Source organism: Psychroflexus longus (assembly GCF_020164595.1).
GTDB classification, from domain to species: Bacteria; Bacteroidota; Bacteroidia; order Flavobacteriales; family Flavobacteriaceae; genus Psychroflexus; species Psychroflexus longus.
This window is the reverse complement of sequence record NZ_JAIQZE010000006.1, coordinates 1-22,798: the sequence shown is the minus strand read 5'-3', so window position 1 is coordinate 22,798 and position 22,798 is coordinate 1. Positions and strand designations below refer to the sequence as shown.

21 protein-coding genes are annotated in these 22,798 nt (G+C 33.5%); 9 read left to right on the top strand and 12 right to left on the bottom strand.

Annotation, left to right across the window (positions count from 1 at the left end; genetic code table 11):
- Window positions 1–8 precede the first annotated feature (8 nt).
- The 4 genes from LB452_RS06980 to LB452_RS06965 are packed head-to-tail and all read right to left on the bottom strand — an operon-like array spanning window position 9 to window position 3,859.
- Window positions 9–779, bottom strand: coding sequence for a septal ring lytic transglycosylase RlpA family protein (locus tag LB452_RS06980; protein WP_224461016.1), 771 nt, complete (start codon window positions 777–779; stop codon window positions 9–11).
- Window positions 780–784: 5 nt separating this feature from the next.
- Window positions 785–1,735, bottom strand: a complete 951-nt coding sequence (locus tag LB452_RS06975; protein ID WP_224461015.1) for an NAD(P)-dependent oxidoreductase — start codon at window positions 1,733–1,735, stop codon at window positions 785–787.
- 10 nt (window positions 1,736–1,745) lie between these two features.
- On the bottom strand, window positions 1,746–2,816 hold the full coding sequence (gene serC / locus LB452_RS06970) for a 3-phosphoserine/phosphohydroxythreonine transaminase (RefSeq protein WP_224461014.1): 1,071 nt from the start codon (window positions 2,814–2,816) through the stop codon (window positions 1,746–1,748).
- A gap of 2 nt (window positions 2,817–2,818) precedes the next feature.
- Complete coding sequence (locus LB452_RS06965) at window positions 2,819–3,859, bottom strand: acyl-CoA reductase (protein WP_224461013.1); 1,041 nt, start codon at window positions 3,857–3,859, stop codon at window positions 2,819–2,821.
- Between the two features lie 61 nt (window positions 3,860–3,920).
- Here LB452_RS06965 and LB452_RS06960 point away from each other — a divergent pair, with 61 nt between their 5' ends.
- The 3 genes from LB452_RS06960 to LB452_RS06950 all read left to right on the top strand — a co-directional run bounded on the left by LB452_RS06960 (window position 3,921) and on the right by LB452_RS06950 (window position 9,373).
- On the top strand, window positions 3,921–4,271 hold the full coding sequence (locus LB452_RS06960; protein WP_224454273.1) for a 4Fe-4S dicluster domain-containing protein: 351 nt from the start codon (window positions 3,921–3,923) through the stop codon (window positions 4,269–4,271).
- Window positions 4,272–4,441: 170 nt separating this feature from the next.
- Complete coding sequence (locus LB452_RS06955; protein ID WP_224461012.1) at window positions 4,442–6,322, top strand: DNA topoisomerase IV subunit B; 1,881 nt, start codon at window positions 4,442–4,444, stop codon at window positions 6,320–6,322.
- Between the two features lie 459 nt (window positions 6,323–6,781).
- Window positions 6,782–9,373, top strand: a complete 2,592-nt coding sequence (locus LB452_RS06950; protein ID WP_224461011.1) for a DNA gyrase/topoisomerase IV subunit A — start codon at window positions 6,782–6,784, stop codon at window positions 9,371–9,373.
- Here the strand turns inward: LB452_RS06950 and LB452_RS06945 are convergent.
- The gene (locus LB452_RS06945) at window positions 9,370–9,738 is read right to left on the bottom strand and encodes a DNA topoisomerase IV (RefSeq protein ID WP_224461010.1); all 369 of its coding nucleotides are present in this window, start codon (window positions 9,736–9,738) and stop codon (window positions 9,370–9,372) included. The two genes, LB452_RS06950 and LB452_RS06945, sit on opposite strands and share 4 nt — an antisense overlap.
- Before the next feature lie 41 nt (window positions 9,739–9,779).
- Window positions 9,780–10,202 (bottom strand): helix-turn-helix transcriptional regulator, encoded by a 423-nt coding sequence (locus tag LB452_RS06940; protein ID WP_224461009.1) that lies wholly within the window; start codon window positions 10,200–10,202, stop codon window positions 9,780–9,782.
- A 295-nt stretch (window positions 10,203–10,497) separates the two neighbouring features.
- Between LB452_RS06940 and LB452_RS06935 the strand changes: the two genes are divergently transcribed.
- A complete protein-coding gene (locus LB452_RS06935; RefSeq protein ID WP_224461008.1) occupies window positions 10,498–11,646 on the top strand; it encodes a M14 family zinc carboxypeptidase in 1,149 nt (382 codons plus the stop codon).
- Between the two features lie 86 nt (window positions 11,647–11,732).
- Window positions 11,733–12,215 (top strand): Lrp/AsnC family transcriptional regulator, encoded by a 483-nt coding sequence (locus tag LB452_RS06930; RefSeq protein ID WP_224461007.1) that lies wholly within the window; start codon window positions 11,733–11,735, stop codon window positions 12,213–12,215.
- Window positions 12,216–12,272: 57 nt separating this feature from the next.
- On the opposite strand, the gene LB452_RS06925 is transcribed toward LB452_RS06930, so the two are convergent.
- Together LB452_RS06925 and LB452_RS06920 are read right to left on the bottom strand one after the other, a co-directional pair.
- Window positions 12,273–12,983 (bottom strand): YebC/PmpR family DNA-binding transcriptional regulator, encoded by a 711-nt coding sequence (locus LB452_RS06925; RefSeq protein WP_224461006.1) that lies wholly within the window; start codon window positions 12,981–12,983, stop codon window positions 12,273–12,275.
- Window positions 12,984–12,991: 8 nt separating this feature from the next.
- Window positions 12,992–13,375 (bottom strand): hypothetical protein, encoded by a 384-nt coding sequence (locus LB452_RS06920; protein WP_224461005.1) that lies wholly within the window; start codon window positions 13,373–13,375, stop codon window positions 12,992–12,994.
- 223 nt (window positions 13,376–13,598) lie between these two features.
- Between LB452_RS06920 and LB452_RS06915 the strand changes: the two genes are divergently transcribed.
- Complete coding sequence (locus LB452_RS06915; RefSeq protein ID WP_224461004.1) at window positions 13,599–15,098, top strand: DEAD/DEAH box helicase; 1,500 nt, start codon at window positions 13,599–13,601, stop codon at window positions 15,096–15,098.
- Between the two features lie 133 nt (window positions 15,099–15,231).
- On the opposite strand, the gene LB452_RS06910 is transcribed toward LB452_RS06915, so the two are convergent.
- The 3 genes from LB452_RS06910 to LB452_RS06900 form a co-directional block, all read right to left on the bottom strand.
- A complete protein-coding gene (locus LB452_RS06910) occupies window positions 15,232–15,852 on the bottom strand; it encodes a YqaA family protein (RefSeq protein WP_224461003.1) in 621 nt (206 codons plus the stop codon).
- A gap of 61 nt (window positions 15,853–15,913) precedes the next feature.
- Window positions 15,914–17,140, bottom strand: coding sequence for an MFS transporter (locus LB452_RS06905; RefSeq protein WP_224461002.1), 1,227 nt, complete (start codon window positions 17,138–17,140; stop codon window positions 15,914–15,916).
- Window positions 17,137–18,423, bottom strand: a complete 1,287-nt coding sequence (locus tag LB452_RS06900) for a mechanosensitive ion channel family protein (protein WP_224461001.1) — start codon at window positions 18,421–18,423, stop codon at window positions 17,137–17,139. Before LB452_RS06900 ends, LB452_RS06905 begins: the two co-directional genes overlap by 4 nt.
- Before the next feature lie 69 nt (window positions 18,424–18,492).
- Here LB452_RS06900 and LB452_RS06895 point away from each other — a divergent pair, with 69 nt between their 5' ends.
- Window positions 18,493–19,344 (top strand): SdiA-regulated domain-containing protein, encoded by an 852-nt coding sequence (locus tag LB452_RS06895; RefSeq protein WP_224461000.1) that lies wholly within the window; start codon window positions 18,493–18,495, stop codon window positions 19,342–19,344.
- Window positions 19,345–19,346: 2 nt separating this feature from the next.
- Here LB452_RS06895 and LB452_RS06890 read toward each other — a convergent pair whose 3' ends face one another.
- Complete coding sequence (locus LB452_RS06890; RefSeq protein ID WP_224460999.1) at window positions 19,347–21,653, bottom strand: transglycosylase domain-containing protein; 2,307 nt, start codon at window positions 21,651–21,653, stop codon at window positions 19,347–19,349.
- A gap of 124 nt (window positions 21,654–21,777) precedes the next feature.
- On the opposite strand from LB452_RS06890, the gene LB452_RS06885 reads away from it, so the two are divergent.
- Together LB452_RS06885 and LB452_RS06880 are read left to right on the top strand one after the other, a co-directional pair.
- Window positions 21,778–22,491 (top strand): SDR family oxidoreductase, encoded by a 714-nt coding sequence (locus tag LB452_RS06885; RefSeq protein WP_224460998.1) that lies wholly within the window; start codon window positions 21,778–21,780, stop codon window positions 22,489–22,491.
- Window positions 22,492–22,595: 104 nt separating this feature from the next.
- The coding region (locus tag LB452_RS06880) for a helix-turn-helix domain-containing protein (RefSeq protein WP_224460997.1) at window positions 22,596–22,798 on the top strand (203 nt) is incomplete at its 3' end.

The following is a 22,798-nucleotide window of genomic DNA, read 5'->3' as shown; positions in this document are numbered from 1 at the left end:
GTCTAAATTTAATCTTTTTTAGTCATATCTACTATGAATGAATCTGGATACTTATCATTTATTCGATCTCTAAAATTTTCCGCCGACCTTCTATTGTTAAACTGACCTAAGATGACAGTGTAAACCTTAGTTCCTTGAAAGGTTTTAATTTGAATTAAAACTTCACTGTTATAACTAACTTTCAATCGATTTGAAAGTCTTAATAAATTATCACTTTCCTCAAAACTTGCTATTTGCACACCATAAAAATCTGGTGAAACTTGGTTGACGTTGAGCTCATAATATTCCTTAACTTCATCTGTACTCCTTGACACAGAATTAATGTTTTCGGAGATATTTTTTTTAGTTGCAGTCGTGGTTTTAGATACCCTTTCTTCTTCTTTAGAATATAAAGGAGCATTGTATTCTGCATTTTCATTGGAAACTGTTGTATTATCGTCAAGAACTTCTATTCGAACGTCAGAGACACCATTATCTACAATATTTAAGGATTCTGCTGCAGAGCGAGACAAGTCTATAATTCTTCCTCTTATGAAAGGACCTCGATCGTTTATCTTCACAATCGCAGTTCTATTATTTTCAAGATTTGTCACTTTAACCTTTGTTCCGAAAGGCAGTTTTCTATGAGCAGCAGTTGAAAGGTTATGTTTATAAATTTCTCCACTAGCAGTGGGACGACCATCAAATTTATCTGCATAAAATGAAGCTTTCCCAGATTGTGTTTGTGAGATTCCAATTAAGCTTACTATTAAAAATAATCCTAGAAAAAATACCTTCATAATATTTAATTCAAAAATGAAATGATTTGATCGCTAAGTTCTTTATCAATTCGGGATTGAGTTTCCTGAGTAGCTCCACCAATATGTGGACTCAAAGATAATTTTGGATTCATAAGAAGTTGAATAGGCGGCTGAGGCTCATCTTCAAATACATCGAATGCTCCAAACATTAATTCGTTGTTATCAAGAGCTTTAACCAAAGCTACTTCATCAACACATTTACCATGAGAAGTATTAATTATGCCAGCTGTAGACTTCATTTTCTTAAGTTCTTTTGCACCTATGATGTAGCCATCAGTTTCTGAAATATGAAAACTAATTACATCCGAAGTGGATAAAACTTCATCTAAGGGAGATGATGATAAATTGAATTTTAAGTATTGATTATCAAAAAAGCTCAATTCAAGTTCAGCGGCTTTGGTAGTTTTATCGTAAAACTTCACTTGCATGCCTAAAGCAATAGCCTTTTTAGCGACTTCTTGTCCAACTTTTCCAAAACCAATAAGGCCAAGAATTTTATCTTTTACCTCAACTCCGCCTGAAAATGAACGCTTGAGAGAATTGAAATTTTGATCTCCTTCAAGAGGCATTTCTCGATTGGAGTCTTTTAAATGCCTCATGCAACTCAAAAGATGTGCTATGGTAAGCTCAGCAACACTGTTGGACCAGGCATCTTCAGCCGAAAATACTTGGATATCATTTTCTTCAGCTGCATCTACATTAATATGTCGTAAATTCCTTTCGCAATTTCCAATAAACTGTAAAGTCTCAAATTCGGATATATCTGCTTCTGATAGGGGAGTTGTGCTCTTAACCAGAATTCCTTCTATGTTGTTTGAATTTATAAAGTTGACTAATTGATTTGAAGCTACATTTTTGATAATGACTTCGTGACCAACATTTTCCAATAAATTAATACCGATTTCAGAAAAGCCATCTGTTGCTAATATTTTCATTTAAAAGTAATTATATAGTTTTTTCAAAATGTTTCATCGCGTCCACTAGAACTTGAACGCTTTCTAAGGACAAAGCATTGTACATAGAAGCTCTGTAACCACCTACGCTTCTGTGTCCATTCAATCCATTGATATTTGCAGACTTCCAAAGTTTATCAAACCTTGGAGCTAAGCTACCGTCTTTCAAAGTGAATGTGGCATTCATCATAGATCGGTCTTCTTTCGCTGTAAATCCTTCAAACAATGAGTTTCTATCGATTTCAGAATAAATTAAATCAGCTTTAGCTTGATTCTTTTTCTCTATTACTGAAACACCGCCCTTTCTGGCCAGCCATTCTAGTGTAAGCATAGACACGTAAACTGAAAATACAGGTGGCGTATTGAACATGCTTTCTTTCTTAATGAATAATTCATAATTCATCATGGAAGGAATATTCCTACTTACTTTTCCTAAAATATCCTCTTTTACAACGATTAACGTTGCTCCTGCTGGCCCCATATTTTTCTGAGCACCAGCATAGATAAGGTCAAATTGTGAGTAATCGATGTTTTTAGAGAAAATATCGCTGCTCATATCACAAACCAGAGGTGTTTCTCCAAGCTCAGGGAAAGATTTCATCTGGGTGCCGAAAATCGTATTGTTACTGGTACAATGCAAATAATCGAGTCCTTCCGGAATGGCATAATTCTTTGGAATATAATTGTAATTGCTGTCTTTGGAACTTGCAATCACCTCAATTTCACCAAAATTACTAGCTTCTTTTATAGCATTTGCAGACCATGTTCCAGTATCGAGGTAACCCGCTTTTCTCTCAAGGAGATTATAGGCTGTCATTAAGAACTGCATGCTAGCTCCACCTTGCATAAATAAGGCTTTGTAGCCCTTATTATTCAAATTAAGTTGTTCCAGGGCAAGCGCTCTAGCTTTTTCTATAACTTCTACAAAAGCTGGACTTCTGTGAGAAATTTCCAAAATAGATAGTCCTGAACCATCGAAATCTATAACAGATTGCGATGCTTTCTCAAAAACCTCTAAAGGAAGAATACAGGGTCCGGCACTAAAATTATGAGGTCTATCCATATTTATATGTCTTTTTGTGTCAAAAATTCAATGGTATCTACACCGTCAGCATAATCAGATAACTTCGGATGTTGTGTTTGTCCGTAATTCAAATCTGCAAGTTCACTCTTTCCAACAATACATTGAATATTTTCTTTTTCATTCTTCAATCTTTGCTTTAATAGAGCTTTATCAGAATAAGTCTCATAGAACAGAACACCAATAGGTGAAGAAAATTGCTCATCTTCTTTCAAAATCAAAAATCCATTATCCAGTAGTTTTACTGAACTCATGAGGTAAACCGCCTTGTTGTAATCGTAATTATTGGCGTACTTATGGTGATTTATGACCTCTTTATAGTTATACATTGCTTTAAAAAAGCTGTCGAAATCGTAGCCTTCTGGAACAAATAATTTGGAAACGTTTCTGCAACCCAATCCAAAATATTTAAAGATATCGTCGCCTAATTTTTCTAATTCTTCTTTGGATTCAGTTCCATCGATCACCACTGTTGAATTTCTATTTTTTCTGATGATGTGGGGCTTATTTTTAAAATAATATTCAAAATATCTAGCGGTATTGTTACTTCCAGTAGCGATAACAGCATCAAAATTAGGTAGTCTGTCTTTTGTAAATTCGATTTTGGATTTGAACTCAGGTTGTATAGCAATAAGTTCTTCAGCAAGAAAAGGAATCAATAAACTATCGTTTGAAGATAATTTACCAACAAAATCATGACCAGTGATCAGGACGCTTAAAAAGTCGTGAAATCCTACCAGAGGAATATTTCCAGCCATAACAACAGCAACTCTTTTTTCTATGAATTGATCAAAAGAATAGAGTTGTAACCAGTTGGATAAATTTTCTTTGGTCAGAGCTTTTGACCATTCTGCAATCGCATTATGAATTTGAGAGTGAGTAAACCAGGCATTTTGTATTTCAGCATTTCTAATGACATTAGTCAATTTTTGTGAAAAATTAGAGCTTGAGTTTTTAGATTCTACGTAATTTTGTAATGATAATCCAAGTTTTGAAAAGGCATCTATTCTGGCATTTAAAGTCATATGTTTGGCTAACCTTTGGAATGTTGCTAATTTTGAACAAATTTACATAAATATTACTCAAATGGCTATTAAAATAACAGACGAATGTATCAATTGTGGAGCCTGTGAGCCCGAATGTCCTAACACTGCAATCTATGAAGGAGCAGACGATTGGAGGTATGCTGATGGTACAGATTTAGAAGGTGATATTGTCCTTCCAAACGGTAAAGAAGTGAATTCTGAAGAAGCTCAGGAACCTATAAGTGATGAATTATATTATATCGTTGCAGATAAATGTACAGAATGTTTAGGTTTTCACGAAGAACCTCAATGCGCAGCAGTATGCCCTGTAGATTGTTGTGTTCCTGATGAAGAGCATGAAGAAACTGAAGAAGAATTGTTAGGTAAACAATCCTTTATGCATAAAGATTAACGAAAAAATCAATATAATTTTATAAACCTCTATACTTCAGGCTATAGGGGTTTTTTGTTTGTAGTAAATTAGTTATTAAGAAAACAGATTCAAATATCTATTGAATTATAAATTTGTCTAAGATTTTTATTTTAAAGAAATCGTAGTATATTTCGGTGTTCAGAAAAATTATGGCAGAAGAAACAAAGTACACAGAAGACAATATTAAATCTCTCGACTGGAAGCAACATATACGTATGCGACCAGGAATGTATATAGGCAAACTTGGAGACGGTTCGGGAGCTGATGATGGAGTTTACATTTTACTTAAAGAAGTACTAGACAACTCCGTTGATGAATATGTGATGGGGTCTGGTAAAACGATTGAAGTCTCAATCCAGGGTTCAAAAGTAATTGTAAGAGATTATGGGCGTGGAATTCCTCTTGGAAAAGTTGTAGATGTAGTATCTAAAATGAACACCGGAGGTAAGTATGATACTAACGCCTTTAAGAAATCTGTAGGACTAAACGGTGTAGGTACTAAGGCTGTTAATGCCTTATCAAGTTACTTCAGAGTTGAATCTACAAGAGATAATAAATCTGTTTCTGCTGAATTTGAACAAGGAAACTTGGTCAATAAAGAAAATCTTGATGAAACGTCAAGACGAAGAGGAACCAAGGTTACTTTTATTCCTGATGAAGTCATTTTCAAAAAATATAATTTTAGAAATGAATATATTGAGAAAATGCTCAAAAATTATGTTTATCTCAATCCAGGGTTAACTATAATTTTTAATGGAGAGAAGTACTATTCAGAAGATGGATTAAAGGATTTATTGAGTGATAGAATAAGAGAGGAAGATCGATTGTTTCCTATTATTCATCTAAAAGGAAACGACATAGAAGTAGCGATCACTTTCAGTAAAGCTCAATATTCTGAAGAATTTCATTCGTTTGTCAACGGTCAACATACAACACAAGGTGGAACACATCAAACTGCCTTCAGAGAGGCGATTGTAAAAACCATCAGAGATTTTTATAAAAAGAATTTTGAACCGAGTGATATTAGAAAATCCATAGTTTCTGCCATCAGTATTAAGGTTATGGAGCCGGTTTTTGAAAGCCAAACCAAAACAAAATTAGGATCGACAGATATGGGAGGAGATCTTCCCACTGTAAGAACTTATGTTTTGGACTTCATGAAGAAAAAACTGGACAATTATCTTCACAAAAACAGTGAAACCGCAGAACTTTTGCACAAAAAGATTCTTCGTGCGGAAAAAGAGCGTAAAGATCTGTCAGGAATCCGAAAATTAGCAAAAGACAGAGCTAAAAAAGCTAGTGTTCACAATAAAAAGCTTAGAGATTGCAGAATACATTTGGAAGACACTAAGAAGGAAGGTTACTTAGAAACTACACTATTCATAACCGAGGGAGATTCTGCTAGTGGAAGTATTACAAAATCCAGGGATGTAAATACGCAAGCTGTGTTTAGTCTAAAGGGTAAACCGCTTAATTCCTATGGACTTAGCAAAAAAATAGTCTATGAAAATGAAGAATTCAACCTGCTCCAAGCTGCATTAAATATTGAAGATTCGCTCGAGGATTTAAGATATAATAACATCGTTATCGCTACCGATGCGGATGTCGATGGAATGCACATTAGACTATTGATTATCACCTTTTTTCTTCAATTTTTTCCTGAGTTGATAAAAGAAGGACATTTATATATTTTACAAACTCCGCTTTTTAGAGTTAGGGATAAGAAACAAACTTTTTATTGCTATTCAGAAACAGAAAGGCGAGAAGCCATAAAAAGCCTTAGAGGAAAACCTGAAATAACTCGATTTAAAGGATTGGGTGAAATATCACCAGATGAGTTTAAAAATTTTATTGGTGATGACATTCGTTTAGATCCAGTTATGCTGGATAAATATAAAAGCATTCCAGAGATTTTAGAGTTTTACATGGGTAAGAATACTCCAGACCGACAAAACTTTATTATTGATAATCTGAAAGTAGAAATTGACCTTGTTGAAGAGGTTGAAGAAGAAATACATGAGGCTAAGTAACCATAGAGTTGTTAAAATCATCCCTGGTGTTTATTACTTTTCAGTAATACTTTTTTTCCTTGTTATATTTTTAAATCAGCAACTAGGCAAACAACTTTTCCCTTCAGACAAATATTATTTCGTAGCTCTCATTTTAATAAGCCTTTGGTTAATTTACATTTACTTCGCCGGAAAATATTTTGAATATGATAGTGAAGGAACGCTTGTCTCATTTATGAACAGGGGTGCAATATTATCTGAATTTATCAATTATAGAACAAAAATACATGAAATAAAGAAAGAAAAAATTCACAACTACAAAATAATCAACTTATTGTTTTACAGACGGTTGGTTATTCAATGCTCAACAAGAAATTCAAATAAAAATATCAACATAAACATTAGTATGTTGAGCCTGAAAAAAACAAAATATTTAAAATTATCTCTGGATAAAATTATAGCAAAAAACCAAATCAACCTATGAGTGAAGATTTAGATTTAACTCCTGATTCTCAAGATAATTTCGACCCTACAGCTAAAGATGAATCTATAAAGGTTACTGGCATGTTTCAAGAATGGTTCTTGGATTATGCTTCTTATGTAATTTTAGAAAGAGCAGTTCCTGCCATTGAGGATGGCTTTAAGCCTGTACACCGTAGGATTTTGCACTCGATGAAAGATTTGGATGACGGCCGTTACACTAAAGTTGCAAATATTGTAGGGCACACCATGCAATATCACCCTCACGGAGATGCGAGTATTGGAGATGCAATTGTTCAGATAGGTCAAAAAGATATTCTTATTGATACCCAGGGAAACTGGGGTAATATTCTTACAGGTGATAGCGCAGCAGCTTCTAGATACATTGAAGCTCGGTTATCAAAATTTGCTTTGGATGTTGTCTTTAACCCTAAAACCACAGAGTGGCAAATATCGTATGATGGCAGAAAACAAGAACCTGTAAATCTTCCTGTAAAATTTCCAATGGTGCTTGCACAAGGAGCTGAAGGAATTGCGGTAGGTTTGAGCACAAAAATTCTGCCTCACAACTTTATTGAGCTTATCGATGCTTCAATCAAACATCTGGAAGGTAAGCGTTTCACCATTTTTCCTGATTTTGCGACTGGAGGAGTCTTAGACGTCTCCAATTACAATGATGGCCTGAGAGGAGGAAAACTTAGAGTGAGAGCAAATATTGAGATAAGAGACAAAAATTTACTTATCATCAATGAAATACCATACTCTACAAATACGTCAACGCTTATAGATTCCATCTTAAAAGCAAATGACAAGGGAAAAATTAAGATTAAAAAAATTGAAGATAATACCTCTTCTGAGGTTGAAATTTTAATTCATTTACCCAATAATATTTCGCCAGACAAAACCATTGATGCTCTGTATGCCTTCACCAATTGCGAAGTATCTATTTCTCCTTTAAGTTGTGTCATTATAGATAACAAACCACACTTTTTAGGCGTATCTGAACTTTTAAGAAGAAGTACAGATAATACTGTTCGGTTATTAAAAACTGAACTGGAGATCAAGCTTGGAGAGCTTGAAGAACAATGGCATTTTGCTTCCCTTGAAAAGATTTTTATCGAAAAACGAATTTACCGGGATATTGAAGAAGAAGAAACCTGGGAAGGCGTTCTTGATGCTATTGATAAAGGGCTTCAACCCCACATTAAACACTTAAAAAGAGCAATTACAAGGGAAGACATTACTAGATTAACTGAAATAAAAATAAAAAGGATCTCAAAATTCGATCTTGATAAAGCTGAACAGAAGATTGAGGCTCTGGAAGGTGAAATTGAGAACGTTAAGCATGATCTTGATCACTTGATCGAATATTCTATCAATTATTTTAAAACTCTTAAAGAGAAATACAGTGCTGGAAAAGAACGTAAGACGAAAATTCAGCTCTTTGAAGATATCGAAGCAACCAAAGTAGTGATTAGAAACACAAAGCTATATGTTAATAGAAGTGAGGGTTTCATAGGTACTTCTATGAAAAAAGAGGAATATGTAACCGATTGTAGTGATATTGACGATATTATTTGTTTCACAGAAGATGGAAATATGATGGTTACTAAAGTAGAAGGCAAAACCTTTATAGGTAAGAATATCATTTATGTTGGAATCTTTAAGAAAAAAGATAAGCGCACTATATATAACTTGATATATCGCGACGGTAAAGCTGGATATAATTACATGAAACGCTTTGCAGTCACTTCAATCACAAGAGACAGAGCTTACAGCATTGGTAAAGATAAGCCAGGTACTAAAGTCTTATACTTTTCAGCAAATCCAAATGGTGAAGCAGAGCTGGTAACCGTTTTCTTGAGACAGAAAAAAGGACTCAAACGATTGAAATTCGATATTGATTTTTCAGACTTAGCCATAAAGGGAAGAAATGTAAAAGGCAATTTGGTTTCTAAAATGCCAATCAAGAACGTCGAAATGAAAGAGGAAGGTGTTTCTACGCTCAAGCCTCGCAAAATTTGGTTTGATGACACAGTAAGACGTCTTAATGTGGATGAACGTGGCGAGCTCCTGGGTGCCTTCAAAGGAGAAGATCGCCTTCTTATTGTAAGACAAAACGGAATCGTAAAGACCATTATACCAGAACTTACAACTCATTTTGAAAATGATGTGATCATCATGGAAAAATGGAATCCAAAGAAACCAATATCTGCAGTTTACTGGGAAGGAGAAAAGGAAAGATATTATGTCAAACGGTTCTTAATAGAACAACCCGAAAAGGAGGAACTGATTATCACGGATCATTCAAACTCTCAATTAGAAATTATCTCGACAGATTATATTCCGAGAGTTGAAATAGAATATAAAAAGGCTAGAGGCAAAGACAGAAAAGAAAATGAAACAGTAAACATTGAAGAGTTTATATCTGTAAAAGGCATAAAAGCCCAAGGGAACCAATTGACTTCAGAAAATGTCAAGCAAATTGATTTGAAAGACCCATTGCCTTTTAAAGAAGAACAATCGGAAACAGAAATAGACGAAATTGAAAATGAAAAGCCAAATAACCAACAATCATCTCTATTTGATTAATTTATTTTTGTGACGCGTCCTTTTTGTTTTTCATTTTTACCTACAATGCTGTATTCAAAAGTGTAAGAATTTTTTGAAGTAGATATAATTTTCATATGAATAGGCTGCTGTTCAGCTCTATTTTTTGGGTTTATAGATTTCAGGACATATTCACAATCGTTGATCCAACGTATTGAGGCTGTGTCTTTTTTGTTTTTATAAATTTCTACTTCGATTGAATCATTCCTTATAAAAGTAGTTTTTGCTAAATCTCCATCCAGATAAGTTTCAAATTCAAAAGTGCCTGTTTTGAAATCTTTGCACTCGCGCTGTGGATTATAACAGGACACTAAACTTAAAATTAAGAGTATTAGTAAATAACGCATTTTAGTTTTTTCGCAAAATTAATCCAATTCTGCAAATTGCTTTAGCTTTTAGGATAATTTTCGTAGGATTCAAAGCTACCGTCAGTGTAGAATATGATCACTTTAGCTATAGATTTTTTAGTGTAAGATGATTTTTTTATTTCTGGATCAACTTCTGCTTCTTTAGTTTCAAATTCTACTTTGCTTTCAATATCATTTTCTTTCTTATTCTTAGTTGTTTCTGGTTTTATATTAGTTGTAGGAGGAAAGCTTCCCTTACCATTCAATAACCAATACAATTCAACTTCTTCAAAAGTCGAAACTACTTTCATGACGAAATCTAAACTTGGTTTATTTCTTCCGGATAGAATATGAGAGATTGAGGCTCTTCCGACATTGATTTTATCTGCAAACGAAGAAGCAGACAACTCGTAAAATTCAAAGATCTCTTTCAAACGATTTGAAAACTCCTCACTGTTTACCATTGTAAAACTATGTTTTATACAGTTAATTAAATTGACACAAATGTAAACAAAAAAACTCTAAGTGCTTTGAATCAATGAATAAAAAGGTCAATTAATATAAAGTAATAGTTTAATTAATTTAATCCAAGATACTGTATTTGTGTATTTTAATACTTAAATTAGCGTTCATAGGAAAAATTCCACTCAAGATCAATCAATCCTAATAAAAACCAAATTCAGATGTATACGTGTGTAAACAAATTAGTAGCTTCTTTTGTTTACAGTTGTATATTATGATTTTAATACATTTGTAAACATGAAATTACGTCAACCGGATTATTTAAATCTTCTTACCGAATACTCAAAGTTTAAGTGTTTGCAACTCGTTGGTAGATATTTAAAAGAAGAGGTTCTTTTGGAACAATTAAAATTTCTAGCTCATAAATTCAAGATTAAAAATGAGGGCCATTCCGAAGAAGGTAGAATTATATCTTCTTTTCATTTAGGAAAAGGACAAACTAAGATTTTAATATGGTCTCAAATGCACGGTAATGAAACGACCACTACAAAATCTGTTTTTGATTTGCTTAATTATTTAAGCTTGAATGATAAGTTTTCAAAAGTGTTGTTTGAAAAATGTAGTCTAATTATTATTCCGGTGTTAAACCCTGATGGAGCAGTAAATTACACAAGAGTGAATGCTAATGGGGTTGATTTGAACCGGGATGCTTTTCAACAAACACAAACTGAAAGTAAGGCCTTACAGAGCGTATATTCAAAATTTAAACCAGATGTTTGCTTTAATATGCATGACCAGAGAACGATTTTCAGCGCTGGAAATACAAACAAACCTGCGACAATATCTTTTCTTTCTCCATCCTACAACGAAGAGCGAGATATAAATGACACAAGAAAGAAGTCAATGAGCTTGATTTCATCTGCAAATCATTTACTTCTAAAACATATACCAGGTCAAGTAGGACGTTATGATGACGGTTTTAATATAAATTGTATTGGAGATTTTTTTCAAAAAAATGGAACTCCTACGGTACTTTTTGAAGCAGGACATTTTGATAACGATTACGAACGGGAAGAAACTAGAAAGTATATTTTTATTTCCTTATTGAATATGATTATTGATGTAGTGAACGATGAGCAGATCAATTCAACAGATGACTATTTTGAAATCCCAGAAAATGAGAAGTTATATTATGATGTAATCATAAGAAATGTACTTATAGACAATAAAACTAAAGATATAGCAGTTCAGTATCAGGAGACTTTAATTGACGAAAAAATTGAATTCATTCCTTTTATAGAAAGAATAGATAATCTTCAATTGTTTTACGGACATCGTGAGATTGATGCTGAAAAGCAAGCTTTAGAACTTGAAATACCTAATTCTTTAAGAGAAGGCGAAATATTACCGCTGTTTAAACTCAACAATAACGTTTTCGTTATATAATTAATAAAGATTTTGACGAATCATTCTTTTTTAATCATAATTATTAAGTAATTTTGCGTTTTATTTTAAATAATAAGATTCAACATATGAAAGGAAAACTTAAACTCGACGAGACAGATCACCAAATTCTAAATATGCTCATCGATAATACGAGAACTCCATTTACCGATATAGCAAAAAAACTTGATATTTCAGCAGGTACCGTTCACGTCCGTGTAAAGAAAATGGAAGAAAGTGGAATTATTGTAGGTTCATCTTTAACCTTGAACTACAAAAAACTTGGCTACACATTTATAGCTTATGTGGGCATATTCTTGGAAAAAACTTCTCAAACACAATTTGTACTTAATAGAATTGAAGAAATACCAAATATTACTGTTGCTCACGTTACTACTGGGAAATTCAATTTATTTTGTAAAATAAGAGCAAAAAATACAGAACATGCCAAAAATATCATTTTTCTTATTGACGATATAGAGGGTGTAAGTCGAACGGAAACTATGATTTCTATGGAAGAAAGTCTTAATGACAAAACCAGATTGATGAAATCAATCTTTGAAAACATGTAGAAAGAATTTCTACTACTTATCAAAAAAGGCTAGAATTTAAATTCTAGCCTTTTTTGATTATTCATTCATCGTGTGATACACATTTTGTACATCATCGTCTTCTTCAATTTTTTCTAATAGTTTTTCAACATCTTCTTTCTGTTCATCCGAAAGTGTTTTGGTAACCTGTGGAATTCTATCAAATCCAGAAGAAGCGATTTCAATTTCCCTTTCTTCTAAAAATTTCTGGATATTTCCAAAATTTTGAAAAGGAGCGTAAATCATAATTCCATCTTCATCTTCAAACACTTCTTCTGCACCAAAATCTATCATCTCAAGTTCTAGTTCTTCCACGTCAATTCCTTCAGAAGCAATTCTGAAATTACAAGTATGGTCAAACATAAATTCAACTGAACCAGATGTCCCGAGATTGCCATCGCATTTATTAAAATAGGACCTGATATTCGCTACTGTTCGATTTGTATTATCAGTTGCCGTTTCCACCAAAATCGCAATGCCGTGGGGGGCATACCCTTCATATAAAACAGTTTTATAATCACCCAAACTCTTATCCGAAGCCCTTTTGATTGCCCTCTCAACATTATCCTTAGGCATGTTGGCACTCTTAGCGTTTTGAATAACCGCTCTTAGCTTTGCATTGGTTTCTGGATCTGGACCTCCCTCTTTTACTGCCATTACAATATCCTTACCCAATCTGGTAAAGGTTTTGGCCATGGCAGACCAACGTTTCATTTTTCTAGCCTTTCTGAATTCAAATGCTCTTCCCATACTCAGTTTTATTCTGCAAATGCTTCCATTTTGCGATTATACTCTCTTATTTCAGTCTTATTCACTGGATTTTCAGACTTTTTTATCAAATTCACAAGATATAAGAGGCTTTCAGATCCTGTTATGATTTCAGGGTTTTCAGGCTCTATTTCCTCACCTGTTTCTTCATCAATAAGGGGTTCATCCTGAGGAATAGGTATTGCAAAAACTTCATTTTCTTCTATATGCTCAGACACCAATCTAAGTGTTTTGGCTACAACCGGTAAGCTTTCTTCTACGGCATATGGTCTCAATTCTTTAACCATTTCAACCACTTCGTCAGTTACAATTTGGTTGGATTCAAGAGTATTGACTATAGAATCTATAAGTTTAAGTGCTTTTTTATTTTCCAAGGGTTTAGTTTTTTTAGATGTTATGCAAAAATAATTTTTAGTTTATATATAAAGGTAGTTGTTTCTACTATTTTCAAAAATAAACATTAATTCTTACGCATTAAGCTTTCAACGATGCTTAGATTTTGACTTATAAATTGCTAAATAATTTCAATAAACCCTTTAATCTGCGTATTTTTGCAAATCTTAAATTAATAAATCACATTTCAACTTAAGGAAGTTTATGTCTGAAAATACTGCAGAAAAGAGCCTCTATGATTATCAAGAAAAGGACCTCATAAAGATTTTTGATAAGATTGAGAATTCTCCAGATAACTTTAATTTGTTATATCAACTTCCTACTGGAGGTGGTAAAACAGTTGTTTTTTCTGAAATTGTAAGAAGGTATATTGAAAAGACAGGTAAAAAGGTAATCGTACTTACACATAGAATAGAGCTTTGTAAGCAAACTTCAGATATGCTTGAAGGTTTTGGTGTTCGCAATAAAATTATCAATTCGAAAGTTAAGGAACTACCAGACGATAATGAATACATGTGTTTCGTTGCCATGGTTGAAACCTTGAACAATAGACTAAATGAGGAAAAACTGAATATGAAAAATATCGGTTTAGCAATCATCGATGAAGCTCATTACAACTCTTTTACTAAACTTTTTGGATATCTTGATAAAGCCTTTATACTTGGGGTAACTGCAACTCCTCTCAGTTCTAACATTAAACTTCCCATGCATAGAAACTATGAGGAACTTATTGTTGGAAACTCCATTTCGTCACTCATAGAAAAAGGTTTTTTAGCAGAAGCGCAGATGTTTAGTTACGATGTAGGACTTGGAACGTTACAGGTTGGTATAACAGGAGATTATACCGTAAAATCTTCAGAAGATTTGTACACCAATTTGGATATGCAGGAAAAATTAATCCAAGCGTATGAAGAAAAATGTAAAGGTGAAAAAACACTGATCTTTAACAATGGTATCAATACCTCTTGGTATGTCTATCAAACGTTTAAAGATGCAGGTTATGATATAAAACACCTTGATAATACTCACAATAAGAAAGAAAGAAAAGCTATTCTAAAGTGGTTCAGAGAAAAACCAGATGCTATATTGACTTCTGTGAGTATTCTTACCACAGGTTTTGATGAACCAACTGTAAAAAATATAATCCTTAACAGAGCCACAAAGTCGCTAACGCTTTATTTCCAAATGATTGGACGAGGGTCTAGAAAATTACCAAACAAAGATACTTTCAACGTTATAGATCTGGGAAATAATATCGCTCGATTTGGTCCCTGGAATGCTTCTGTAGACTGGCAACTCATCTTTGAAAATCCAGATTACTTCCTGGATAACATGGTTTCTGATGAAGAAATCGAACTTAACTTCAAGTATGAAATGCCTGAAGAAGTAAGAGAAATGTTTAAAAATTCTGAAAATATTGAATTTGACATCAGAAGACGATATAATGAAACTGTCAACAATGGCGATAAATCAAAATTGGTATTAGAAGAGTCAATCGCTCAGCATGCAAAAATGTGTGCAGAAAATTCTGAAGATGTTTTTGATGCCAGGATTCTTGCAAGGGAATTGAAAGATGATATAAAAGACAGAATCAAACGGTATTCTAACTGTATAATCAACAACACCAAAAATTATAGAGATTGGCTCTATGAAGATTACGTTAGAAAACTAAGAGTCAAGATTAATGAACACTTTATGGATTAATCCATTTAAAAACAAAAGGCTATTTCTAAGAGAATAGCCTTTTGTTTTTGCAACTATACAGGATGTTAGAGTGTCAGAATAAACTATATTTTCTTGAAAAATTATAATAATTGAGTAAAACCTGGAGTAATTATTATAGAGCACCAAATATGAGCGCTCCATATATCGCAAAACGCAGGAGTCTTAGTAAGCCATATAGCAAGTAACTGCCGAAAGGGAACTTGATGATTCCTGCAGACATACTAGCAATAGCAAAGGGAAGTGGAAGTAAAGCTCCGGCAATAATCAAGATTCCTCCCCATTTTCTCATATTTTTGATGTGCTTGGCCATCTTTACTTCCAAGTATACAAAAACAGAAGGGATACTCGCTATTCCTCTACCTACAAAGTAAGAAATAACACCTCCCAAATAAGACAACATAGCCAAAATAGATAAGAATCCCCATGGAGAAACTGATTTACCACACCATGCTATAAAAATTTCCGGAGGAATAAGTCCCAAAATAGATTCTGAAGCAAAGAAAATCGCAAAAACAGCTACTGGAGGGAAGTTTTCGGTCACGTAAATTAGCATTGTATTGACGTCAATCACGAAAAAATGAATGCCTAGTAAGACAGCAATAAAAATTAGGATGGGTGGCGCTGCCTTAATTAAACTTCTACCTAAAAAACTGTAAAAACCAGTATAAGTATAATACTGGTGAAGTAATCTCAAATGAGATTTACGATTAGGATTTTTCTTTTTTTGACTCATAATGGGTGACAAAAATAAGGGGAAAGCTCCATTGTACCACGATTTTAACCAAACAAATCAATTAAGTATTTGTTAAATTATTCACTTCAGAAATGGTTTGAATCCCTTTTATACGTTGAGCGTTTAATGTACAGAAGACCAAAAAGACAAATAAACTTAACATAATAGTCTCAATACTTAAGCCTCCATCAATCATCCAGCCGACAATTAAGGGACCAAGAGCTGTACTGACAACCATAAACATTGTAAATAAACTTCGTATGGCGCCTAATTTTTCAATGCCATAGACTTCTGCTAATATGGAAGATTTTATAGTTCCAGACATACCAACAGTTATACCCATCATCAAAAGAAAAGTGAGTGCCCCAAAAATACTCTCGACTAGGGCAAAAGCTAAAAGTCCTATACTGATAGGAATAAGGTAAAATCTAAACATCTTTTTGGCTGTAAACTTGTCCACCCAAAGTCCTCCAGCAAGTGAAAAAATCAAGCGTGTAATTGCATAACCTGTAAAAAATGCAGCATAAAGTTGTGGAGACCAGCCTTTTTGTGCAACGAATACATACTGATAAAAAATGACAGCGGTTGCTGTAAAACTAATCGCGAAACTAGTTGGCATCAAAATTAAAAACCTCTTGTCTTTTATTATACTACCAAAATCCTTGACTAAGCTAGAAGATGACGGCCTTCCTACGCTAAGCTGCTTATTGAAATGATTTAAGTCTGTAAAATAAAGTCTTATCAGATAAAGTAATAATAAGATACCAGAACCTATCAAACTCCATCTCCAATCGAACCAAGCTATAAAAAAGGCAAGGAGAAGAGGTAAGACAATTTCTCCGGAAGAGAAACCCAGAGTAGAAAAACTTAAAGCCTTTCCTCGGTTCTTATCATAGAACTTTGAAAGAATGGTCATACTTATATGACTCAACATACCCTGCCCAGCGAGGCGTAACCCCACGAGACTGATGAATACTAAAGCAAGATGGTAAGAAATCCCCATTAATATGGAAGAAAAGGCCAAACAAATAATGGTAAATGCTGTTACTTTTTTAACAGAAATATGATCTACTGTGTGACCAACCGTAAGCATAATGAACGATGCCAACACAGTACAAATTGCATAAATAGCCCCAAAAGTTCCTTCGGTTATCGCAAACTCAGAAGAAATCTCTGTCACGTACAGTGAAATCAAATACGTTTGACCAAAACTAGATAAAAAAGTAAGTGTCCAGCCAAAACTTAATTTTCTAAAATTCTCTTTTATAAAAACGATAAAATCTTTCATGTATTCTTTGAAGACTCAAAAGTAGAAGAAAGCGATTTAAGGTCTTTACCAGAAGGATATTCAAAGCATTCAAGTTCAAAGTAAGGAATAGCTGCTAGTAAATGGTCAAATATCCCTGCCATAACCCTTTCGTAATTTGCCCAAACCTTATCTTTAGAAAAGGCATAAAGTTCTAGGGGAATTCCTTCAGCAGTAAGTGCAAGTTGTCGTGTCATCATCATCATATCTTTATTGATATCCGGATGTTGCTCAAGATAGTGATCGATATAAATTCTAAAAGCTCCAAAGTTGGTTTGATTTCTACCGTTAATTTGAACTGATTTATCAACTTCATGCTTTAAGTTATACGCATTAACTTCTTGTTGTTTATTACTTATATAGTTTGAAATCAATTCGATTTTTTTCAATTCTTCTATATCACTTTCAGAAAGAAATTTTATACTGTTAGCTTTTATCAATATGGAACGTTTTATTCGTCTGCCGCCAGAAATACTCATGCCACGCCAGTTTTTGAAGGAATCGGAAATCAAATAATACGTTGGAATAGTGGTGATGGTATTATCGAAGTTTCTGACTTTAACTGAAGCTAGATTGATTTCATAAACATCGCCATCTGCTCCATATTTTTCCATTGTTATCCAATCCCCGAGACGTACTGTATCATTCACAGTGACCTGAATACTCGCGACAAAACCTAAGATTGTATCTTTAAAAATCAAAAGCAAAACAGCAGAAAAGGCACCTAGAGCAGTAAGGAATTTAATTAGTGGTTTTCCAGTTAATATTGAAAACACTATAATGATTCCTACTATCCATACAACGATCATGAATACTTGTATGTAACTTTCCAGAGGCTTATCCTTGAAAGATTCGAAGGTTCTGAGATAATCTCTGAATGTCATTAATATGGATTTGAGAATCCAAATGACCACAAAAATAATGATGACTTCAAAGAATTTTTCAAAGTAAATTTCAGAGCTTGGGAAATCAATCAAAACAATAGGAATAAATTCGTATAGAACGAATAATACTGCAAGGTTGGACAAGTAAACAAAGACTTTATTTTCTACCAAATAATCATCAAAACTTGTTTTTGTTTTAGAGGCTAAGCCATGAATTATACTTTCAGCTATGTATCTCATTATTTTGAAAGCCAAAAATCCCAAAATCAAAAGAATGACCGTATTTATAAATGCATTGATATAAATAGCTGCAGTTTCTCCAACAGTGTCATTTGATCTCAGTATTCTATAAAAGTATCTGGCTAGCGAAGTTTCTTCCATGGAGAATTTTTTGCAAATTTACACATATTCAAGCATCTTTTAAGCTTCAAGTTTATTCTATTGACAAGCATGAAACAAAATTTAATAGTATTATCAATTATCACAGGAATTCTTCTTTTTGTAGGATTAGTTTATTTTTTCTTAAAACCAGATAACACTTATACTGATCGATTGAAAGTTAAAAACACTTGGGACCTTCCTTTCGTATTAAGAGAAATTTCAGGTATAAGTCATATAGATGATTTAAGAATGGCCTGCATCCAAGATGAGGAAGGGATTATTTTTATATATGATTTGGAAAAGCAAGAAATTACAGATGAAATTCAATTTGGTCCCAGAGGCGACTATGAATCTGTTAGAATTATTGATTCCGTTGCCTATATAATGGAAAGCAGCGGAAAACTATTCAAAATAAATAATTTTGAATCCAATCATTCAGAAATTGAAATTTACCAGACAGGTTTCAGTCGCAAGAACGATATTGAAAGCTTTGATTATCATGATCATTCAAATACGTTCCTGACAATTCCCAAGAACAAAAATCTATCGAATTTCAGCGATGATTTTATAATTTACAAAATAAATTCATCGACATACAAAATTGAAGAACAGCCCTATTCTAGTCTAAAAACTGAGGACTCTATCTTTCAGGTCAATAAATTTTTCTTTGCAGAAAAAAACATTTATCCGTCAGAGCTAGCCATACATCCTGAAACCGGTGAGATTTATATATTAGACTCGAAGATTCCTAGACTCCTGATCTTAAACTCTAATGGTTCCTTTAAAAAAATTTACAAACTGAATCCAAAAGATTTTCAGCAACCAGAAGGAATATCATTTGATTCTCAAGGAAGGATGTACATTTCAAATGAAGAAAGTGGTTTTCTTAAACAGAATATTCAATTAGTAGAGTGGGAGTAACTTTAATTTTCTTTTTTTCCAAATAGGCGGTTCAAAAATCCTTTCTTTTTCTTCTCTTTTTCATCTTTCTTTTCAAATTGCTTTTCAATTTCATCTTTGGAGAATAAGCGTTTAAAAAAACCATCACGTTTTTGATCTTCACAATCTAAAGCTTCTTGTTGGCTTGTTGTAAGCCTTGTAAATTTAGCTCTAGTGATGGTATTAAAGCTAGGATCATAAGTCATGTGCTTGAATAACTGCCCAAAAATTGGCAATGCCGTATTGGCACCTTGACCAAGTCGTGTTGACTTAAAACTGACGCTTTGGTTATTAAAGCCTACCCAGGATATATTAACCAATTTGGGAGTTACTGCTGCAAACCAACCATCTCTATTGCTTTGTGTTGTTCCTGTTTTACCAGCGATATCTTGATTTAACCCATAAGTTGATCTTAAGCGTTTTGCGGTTCCTTCATTGACTACATTCTCTAGCATTGCCAACAAAATTCTATTTTGTTCTAAACTTAAATCTGACTGCTGTGAAGATTTTATTTCGATTTCAGCAAGAACTTTTCCGTTTTTGGAAGTTATTTTAGTAAGAAAATTGAGTTCAGGGACTTTTCCCTGGTTGGCAAAGCTTGAATAAACTCTAGCAAGTTCTTTCATATTCAATTCTGCGACACCAAGTGCGAGAGATGGTTCATCTACAAGGTCTGAGGTTATTCCCATACTTTTACCCAGGCTTTTAGTATTTGAAATTCCTGCTTCTTCCAAAATCTTTACAGTTAATGTATTGATGGAGTTTGTAAGTGCATATTTCAATGAATAATTCAGGTAAGGATCATTATCACTAGTTGAATTCTTTGGATTCCAGTTTTCTGCATTAGTATATGTGATTTCTTTTGCAGAAATATAATCGCAAGGTTTTAAACCACTTTTAAGCCCAGCAGCATATACGATAGGCTTGAATGTTGATCCAACTTGTCGCTTTGCATTTTTTATAATATCATATTTTGATTGACGGTAATCCACACCACCAACATAAGCCAAAACATTCCCTGTATTTGGATCAACGCTCAGGCTAGCAGCATTTATTTGTTTCAAGCTATGGCTTAAGCTATCTAGCATAGACATCTGTGAAACAGTATTTTTTCCATCAACAATAACTTCAGTAGGCCTTATTTTCATTAAGCTGTCTTGAATTTGGTTTGAGGATAAATTTTGTGTGCTCCACTTCTTATACCGACCTGTTTTTTCGGCAAGATTTTGTAGTAAATCTAAATTTGTCCAGGGAGAATCGCCAATGTATTCTGCTTCAAATAGTGGTTGCAGATAGTTCACCTGTTCCCTAACTGATTTCTCTAATAATACCTGTTGTTTGAGGTCAATAGTGGTGTGGATTTGCAATCCATCCTCATCGAGATCATAAAAAGTGCCGTCTGGTTTTTTAATGGTTTCCAATATATTTTCCACTTGTGACCTAATTAGATCAATAAAATATTGTCTTTGAAATGTATTCTTGTCTGATATGTTTAGTTTTATTGGTACTGCCATTGCTTTATTAGCCTCTGCAGAACTTATATAATCATACTTTAGCATCTGAGAAATAACGACATCTCTTCTTAATTGACTTCTCTCTGGAAATAACCTAGGATTGTAGGAATGGTTTGCTTTAAGCGTTCCTATTAAGGTAGCAGATTCCTGAAGATTCAATTGAGAGGTATTTTTTCCGAAAAACAATTGGGCTGAACTTTCAATTCCGTAAGTATTGCCACTAAAGGGTACCGTGTTCAGGTATAATTCTAGAATTTCTTCTTTAGAATAGATTTCTTCTATACGCTTTGCAATGATACTTTCCTTAAGCTTATTAACCGGCATACTAAAAATACCATAGGAATTTCTACCAAAGATGTTTTTTGCTAATTGTTGTGTAATCGTACTTCCTCCGCCAGATGATCTATCCCCAGATAAGATGGTTTTAAAAAATACTCGGAGTAAACTGTAATTGTCAACACCATCATGCTCATAAAATCTTGCATCTTCGGTAGCTACAAGCGCCTGTAGTAGGTGTTTTGGGATTTCAGAATAAGTGATGGATTGGCGATTGTATTTGTATAACTTATCAATTATTTCACCATTGGTATCTAAAATTTCAGAAGCCTCAGATTGTTGAATATTGGAAAGATCTTGTTTACTCTGAACTTTTCCCCAAAGACCTATATAAATACTTCCAAAAAATAAAATGAAAATAAATAGGATAGAGGATACACCAATGATGAATGCCCTGATAAATTTATTTCTGAATTTATTTTTGCGTTTTGATTTGGCCATGAATTCAAATTTGATTTAAAAGTAATTTTAAAAGTAGTATTGCCAGCGTTAAATCTATTTAAAATAAAGATTGACTTGATGTATAGACTGTAACTTTAAATTAAAAATAAAAATTATACACAAAATGAAAAATAAAGTAGCATATATTACAGGAGGAAGCAAAGGAATTGGGTTTGGAATAGCTGATGCCTTGATGAAGCAGGGTGTTAATGTAGCTATTACAAGCCGATCTCAATCTTCTGCAGACGAAGCTGTTAAGTCGTTAAAAAGTTCGAATCCGGGAATAAAAGCATTAGGAATTGAAGCCGATGTAAGGGAAATGTCATCTCAACAAAAAGCCGTTGATAAAGTTCTTAAGGAGTTTGGACAGTTAGATTATGTAATTGCCAATGCTGGACTTGGCCATTATCACAGTATTGAAGATTTAACGGAAGAACAGTGGAAAGAAACTATAGATACAAACCTGACTGGAGTATTTTTTACGATTAAATCAACGGTTGATGCACTTAAGAAAAGTAAAGGATATTTTATTACCATTTCAAGTTTAGCTGGAACCAACTTCTTTGCTAAAGGTTCAGCTTACAATGCAAGTAAATTTGGACTAACTGGCTTTACACAAGCGGTGATGCTCGACTTGAGAGATTATGGTGTGAATGTTTCTACTATTATGCCAGGTTCTGTGGCAACTCACTTCAATGGAAATGTACCAGACGAAAGTGATGCATGGAAAATTCAACCTGAAGATTTAGGTGAACTAGTGGTAGATTTATTTAAGATGAATCCAAGAACTTTACCAAGTAAAGTAGAAGTGAGACCATCTCAGCCTTCAAAAAAATAATTTGATAATCATAGATATTAAAAAAGCCATCAGTTTTGAAACAGATGGCTTTTTTGATTTGTATGTCCCGTCCTAATATAGCGATACACTAAAACCAAGTGTATATGGAATCACCAACAAATAAAGGGTATGTAAAGCGAACCCAAAAAGATTATTCGCTTTCTTTTAAGCTTCAGGTAATCGAAGAAATTGAATCAGGTCGGCTTGAAAGATTAGAGGCTAGTCATAAATATGGCATACAAGCAAGATCAACTATCACACAATGGCTCAGAAAATATGGTAACTTTGATTGGGAGAACTTATCCAA